The organism is uncultured Campylobacter sp. (genome assembly GCF_938045465.1).
In the GTDB taxonomy this organism is placed as follows: domain Bacteria; phylum Campylobacterota; class Campylobacteria; order Campylobacterales; family Campylobacteraceae; genus Campylobacter_B.
In genome coordinates this window covers 1-4,777 of record NZ_CALIBF010000062.1, presented here as the reverse complement: position 1 = coordinate 4,777, position 4,777 = coordinate 1, and the positions used below count along the sequence as shown (strand labels likewise).

Genomic DNA, 4,777 nt, shown 5'->3' with positions numbered 1-4,777 from the left:
GGCGACATAGCGGAGGCAGGCATCGTCGTGATCACGGCGGGGCATGCAAGAAAGGCGGGGCAGAGCAGGGAGGAGCTGTTTGGCAGCAACGCCGCCATCGTCGCGCAATGCGCGCGAGATGCCGCAAAATACGCGCCTAGCTCCATTATCGTCGTCGTTACCAATCCGCTTGATATGATGGTCTATGCGGCGCTGCAGGCTAGCGGGTTTGCAAAAGAGCGCGTCATCGGCATGGCGGGCGAGCTAGACGGCGCGCGGCTTAAATTTGAACTCGCGCGAGCGAGCGGCAAGGAAATTTCATCGATGAGAAGCGCGATCGTGGGCCCGCATAGCGAAGAGATGATCGCGTTTAAAAACGAGCTGGGATTTGAAATTTCGGATGAAATTTTCGAGCGCGCGGTGCAAAATACCAAACGCGCCGGCGCGCAGATCGGCGAGCTGCTGGGCACGTCGGCGTATTTGGCGCCCGCTGCTGGGATCGTAAAGATCATAAAATATATCCTTTTTGATACCTGCGGCACGCTCGCCTGCTGCGTCGTGGATAGATCCGGGGTGCCTTTGGGGCGCTTCGTAAGCGTCGGCAAAATGGGTGCGATAGAGAGAAATTTCGCCTACTCGGGCGAGTTTTACGCGCAGCTTGAGCGGATGCGTGAGCGGATAGCGGAGCTAAAGTTTTAGTGGAAATAAAGCGAATTCGACGCGACGCGGAATTTACAGAGCTAAAATTTTAAAGCGCAGAATTCTTGCGATAGAATTTGCAGCATCAAATTTCACTTTGGCAAGAAATTTAAGCTCGTGGAATTTTGCAGCGTAAAATTTCATTCGCTGCGGAATTTTAAAATTTGCGCAATTTTGCCCGCTGTGAAATTTCATAGATTAAAATTTTACTTTGGCGCAGAATTTTGCGTGACGTAAAATTTTTAAACGCCACAAAATTTTAAAATTTAAACTCTGCAAAATTTAAAAACGAGAGGACTTTAATGCGATCAAAGCAGGCTTGCGCCGCAAAATTTCAAATTTTAAATCGCGAAGCGGGATTTAGTGCAGATTTTGATAAATTAAGGAGAAAATATGAGCGAAAATGAGAGCCAGCGCGCCGTCTGGACGGATGAGAGCCGCTGTAAGGCGTGCAACATCTGCGTAAGCGTCTGTCCTAGCGGCGCGATCGCGATGAGACAGGACGAGGGCGCCGTGCAGGGCATGATGATCGACGTGGTGGATGAGGGCGCCTGTATCGGCTGTAGGGAGTGCGAGTTGCACTGCCCTGATTTTGCGATTTTCGTTGCGCCCAAAGGCTTTAAATTCGCTCGTCTAAGCTCGCAGGCTAGAGAGATGGCAGAAAAGATCAAAAACAATAATTTTATGAAACCCAAGGACGCATAATGAGAGAGGTAATTTCCACAGGCAACGCCTTAATTGCGCGTGCGGCGATTGATTGCGGCTGTAATTTTTTTGGCGGCTACCCGATCACGCCGAGCAGCGAGATCGCGCACGAGATGAGTCGCTTGCTACCTAAGGTCGGAGGCAAATTTATCCAGATGGAAGATGAAATTTCGGGCATTTCTGTAGCTTTGGGCGCGTCGATGAGCGGTGCAAAGGCGATGACGGCAAGCTCCGGCCCTGGAATTTCGCTAAAATCAGAGCAGATTGGGCTTGGCTTTATCGCTGAAATTCCGCTTTTAATCGTAAATGTTATGCGCGGAGGTCCTAGCACCGGGCTTCCTACGCGAGTGGCGCAGGGCGATATTTTGCAAGCTCGCAACCCTACTCACGGCGATTTTCAAAGCATCGCGCTGTGCCCGGGCTCGCTAAAGGAGGCTTACACGCAGACCGTGCGCGCCTTCAATCTAGCCGAGCGGTTTATGACGCCGGTATTTTTGCTACTTGATGAGACGCTTGGGCATATGCAGGCAAAGGCGGTGCTGCCTGAAATTTCGGATCTAAAAATCGAGCATAGGGCGGAATTTAAAGGTAGTCCGAAAGATTATGAGCCTTACGATGCTGCGCCCGATAAGCCTGCGGTGCTAAATCCCTTTTTTAGGGGATACCACTATCACATAACGGGGCTTCATCACGGCGCGAAGGGCTTTCCGACCGAAAACGAGCAGATCGTGGATCGCTCTATAAAAAGGCTTTTTAATAAAATTTCGGCGCATGAAGATGAGATCGTGCAATATGAGGAATTTATGCTAGATGACGCTGATGCTTGCATCATCGCCTACGGCAGCGTTAGCTTAGCAGCAAAAGACGCGATTTTAAAGCTACGTGGGCAAGGCGTGCGTGTGGGACTTTTTCGCCCGATCACGCTGTGGCCAAGCCCTGCGCGCAAGCTAAAGGAGCTAGGGGAGAGATTTAATAAAATTTTGATCGCCGAGCTAAATTTAGGGCAGTATCTGCTAGAGGTGCAGCGCGCTTGTTTGAGGGATGATTTTAAGACGCTTCTTAAGGCAAACGGCAGACCGATCAGCCCTAGCGAGATTATCGAGAAAGTAAAGGAGCTTTAAATGGCGTTTGATTACGACAAATATCTAAGAACGGACAAGATGCCTACACTTTGGTGCTGGGGCTGCGGCGACGGAGTGATCTTAAAAGCGATCATTCGCGCGATTGACCGCATAGGCTGGAGTATGGACGATGTGTGCGTGGTAAGCGGTATCGGCTGTAGTGGCAGGATGTCTAGTTACATAGACTGCAATACCGTCCATACGACGCACGGGCGTGCGATAGCTTATGCTACGGGTATCAAGCTCGCAAATCCAGGTAAGCACGTAATAGTAGTCACTGGCGATGGCGACGGGCTTGCGATAGGGGGCAATCACACGATCCATGGATGCCGCCGCAATATCGATCTAAATCATATCTTAGTAAACAATTTCATCTACGGGCTTACGAACTCGCAGACGAGCCCTACGACGCCGCGCGGATTTTGGACGGTTACGGCGCAATACGGCAATGTCGATCCTAGCTTTGATGCGGCAAAACTTGCAATCGCTGCCGGAGCAACTTTTGTTGGACGCGAGAGCGTGACAAATCCCGAAAAAATCGAGCGACTTTTGGCTAAGGGCTTTGAGCACGAGGGTTATAGTTTTTTTGATATTTTTAGCAACTGCCACGTAAATTTGGGTCGTAAAAATAAAATGAGCGAGGCGGTGCAAATGCTAAAGTGGCTTGATTCGCGCACGATTTCTAAAGTAAAATTTGACGCTCTTAGCGAGGATGAGCGAGCGGGGCTATTTCCGCTTGGAGTTTTGCACGAAGATAATGAGCGCACCGAATATACAAAGGCGTATCAAAAGGTGATAGACGCGGCACAAAGCGGCGAAGCGATAAATTTTGAAGGACTAAGATGAATCAATTAAGATTTGTGGGAGTGGGCGGTCAAGGAGTGATCTTAGCGGGTGAAATTCTAGCTGCGGCAAAGATCGCGCACGGCGGCTATGGAATCAAGGCATCTACATATACCTCTCAGGTACGTGGCGGACCTACGAAAGTGGATATTATCTTAAGCGATGAAGAAATTCTATATCCTTACGCGAGCGAGGGCGAGATCGATTTTATGCTCGCAACAGCGCAGAGCAGCTACGATGCTTTCAAAAGCGGCGTGAAAAAAGGCGGCGTGATCGTAATCGAGCCGAATTTAGTAGTGCCGAGCGATAAGGATAGGGCAAGCTTTAAAATTTATGAAATTCCAATCATTACCATCGCAAAATACGAAGTTGGAAATGTCATCACTCAAAGTGTCGTGGCTCTAGCGATCGCAGTAGAGCTTAGTCGCTGCATGGACGCAGGGCTCGTAAAAGAGCAAATGCTCCGTTCTGTGCCCGAAAAAACCCGCGCGCTAAATGAAAAGGCGTATGATTTGGGGATAAAATACGCGAGAGAGGTTTTTGCGGAGTAAAATTTTATGGCAGCGAAACGATAGAAGTGGGCGGTAATATTCTAGCGGCTTTATTCTTGCTTTTTTTTGCGAAGTGCATCAGCTATAAGGATGAAATTTATCGCGTTGTTAAAATTTTTATTTTGGTACAAGTATACTCATCGCTTTTCTTAAAGGATTGCACTCGCTGTCGTTTAAGCAAATTTCTAATTGCTCCTTTATTTTACAAGAAAAATCCTTCTTGTCGCTGTTTTTTCCGTAACAAACCTTGTCAAAGTAACCGATAGCCCTATGTATATTTCCGCCGTAAAATATTTCATTCCCTGCTAGCAAAAAGCAATAATACATCATGTCTGCCTCGCAAGCTTTCTTTAATGCTGAAACGGAATCTTTATATCTACCCATTGTAACCAAAAGCACCGCGCCGAGCGATCCGCAGCTTTCGTAATCTCCTTCGTCGCACTTCTTGGATAAAATTTCGACTAGCTTTGTGCATGCGCTATATTTTCCATCGCCGTTATCGCACTCTAAATTTAGCTCTTTTTCCTCCCAAGTTTTGAAAAAGCTCGAATCCATGGGTCTTGCCATACTAGAGCATATTGAAAATATGAAAGCTAGAATTATAAATTTAATTTTCTGCATTTTTTCTCTCCTATTTAAAATTTTGATATATAAAGCGGCTTTTTAAACAACATCATCTTACGCTTTTTAACAAAATTCTTGCTTTTTTTATAGGATTGCACTCGCTGTCATTTAGACATTTTTCCAATTCCTCTTTTATCTTGCACGCTTCGTTTTTAAACAGGCTATTTGCTGCTTCACATGTCTTACCAAGATATTTAATTACCGAATTTATATCTCCGCCATAGTGTATTTCGGTCGCACTTAGCATATAGCAGT

The 4,777-nt window shown here is 47.1% G+C and carries 8 protein-coding genes; 5 read left to right on the top strand and 3 right to left on the bottom strand.

Features of this window, described 5'->3' with window-relative positions; genetic code table 11:
• The coding region (locus Q0413_RS03160) for a hypothetical protein (RefSeq protein ID WP_298987211.1) at positions 1-678 on the top strand (678 nt) is incomplete at its 5' end.
• Between the two features lie 33 nt (positions 679-711).
• Here the strand turns inward: Q0413_RS03160 and Q0413_RS03155 are convergent.
• Positions 712-873 (bottom strand): hypothetical protein, encoded by a 162-nt coding sequence (locus Q0413_RS03155; protein ID WP_298987208.1) that lies wholly within the window; start codon positions 871-873, stop codon positions 712-714.
• Positions 874-1,071: 198 nt separating this feature from the next.
• Here Q0413_RS03155 and Q0413_RS03150 point away from each other — a divergent pair, with 198 nt between their 5' ends.
• Genes Q0413_RS03150 through Q0413_RS03135 form a run of 4 tightly spaced genes read left to right on the top strand, consistent with a single transcriptional unit; the run spans position 1,072 to position 3,898 of the window.
• Positions 1,072-1,383, top strand: coding sequence for a 4Fe-4S binding protein (locus Q0413_RS03150; RefSeq protein ID WP_177388316.1), 312 nt, complete (start codon positions 1,072-1,074; stop codon positions 1,381-1,383).
• The gene (locus Q0413_RS03145) at positions 1,383-2,504 is read left to right on the top strand and encodes a 2-oxoglutarate synthase subunit alpha (RefSeq protein ID WP_298987206.1); all 1,122 of its coding nucleotides are present in this window, start codon (positions 1,383-1,385) and stop codon (positions 2,502-2,504) included. Before Q0413_RS03150 ends, Q0413_RS03145 begins: the two co-directional genes overlap by 1 nt.
• A complete protein-coding gene (locus Q0413_RS03140) occupies positions 2,505-3,350 on the top strand; it encodes a 2-oxoglutarate ferredoxin oxidoreductase subunit beta (protein WP_298987203.1) in 846 nt (281 codons plus the stop codon).
• On the top strand, positions 3,347-3,898 hold the full coding sequence (locus Q0413_RS03135) for a 2-oxoacid:acceptor oxidoreductase family protein (protein WP_298987201.1): 552 nt from the start codon (positions 3,347-3,349) through the stop codon (positions 3,896-3,898). The genes Q0413_RS03140 and Q0413_RS03135 overlap by 4 nt, the downstream gene beginning before the upstream one ends.
• Positions 3,899-4,015: 117 nt before the next feature.
• Here Q0413_RS03135 and Q0413_RS03130 read toward each other — a convergent pair whose 3' ends face one another.
• Together Q0413_RS03130 and Q0413_RS03125 are read right to left on the bottom strand one after the other, a co-directional pair.
• Positions 4,016-4,519 carry a hypothetical protein gene (locus tag Q0413_RS03130; RefSeq protein ID WP_298987198.1) on the bottom strand — a complete coding sequence of 168 codons (504 nt, stop codon included), beginning with the start codon at positions 4,517-4,519 and terminating at the stop codon, positions 4,016-4,018.
• A gap of 52 nt (positions 4,520-4,571) precedes the next feature.
• Positions 4,572-4,777 (bottom strand): hypothetical protein (locus tag Q0413_RS03125; RefSeq protein ID WP_298987196.1); only part of this gene is annotated, 206 nt, incomplete at its 5' end.

Coding starts and splice junctions, on each gene's coding strand:
- Q0413_RS03155 (WP_298987208.1), bottom strand. CDS start 873: ATGAAATTTCACAGCGGGCAAAATTGCGCAAATTTTAAAATTCCGCAG.
- Q0413_RS03150 (WP_177388316.1), top strand. CDS start 1,072: ATGAGCGAAAATGAGAGCCAGCGCGCCGTCTGGACGGATGAGAGCCGC.
- Q0413_RS03145 (WP_298987206.1), top strand. CDS start 1,383: ATGAGAGAGGTAATTTCCACAGGCAACGCCTTAATTGCGCGTGCGGCG.
- Q0413_RS03140 (WP_298987203.1), top strand. CDS start 2,505: ATGGCGTTTGATTACGACAAATATCTAAGAACGGACAAGATGCCTACA.
- Q0413_RS03135 (WP_298987201.1), top strand. CDS start 3,347: ATGAATCAATTAAGATTTGTGGGAGTGGGCGGTCAAGGAGTGATCTTA.
- Q0413_RS03130 (WP_298987198.1), bottom strand. CDS start 4,519: ATGCAGAAAATTAAATTTATAATTCTAGCTTTCATATTTTCAATATGC.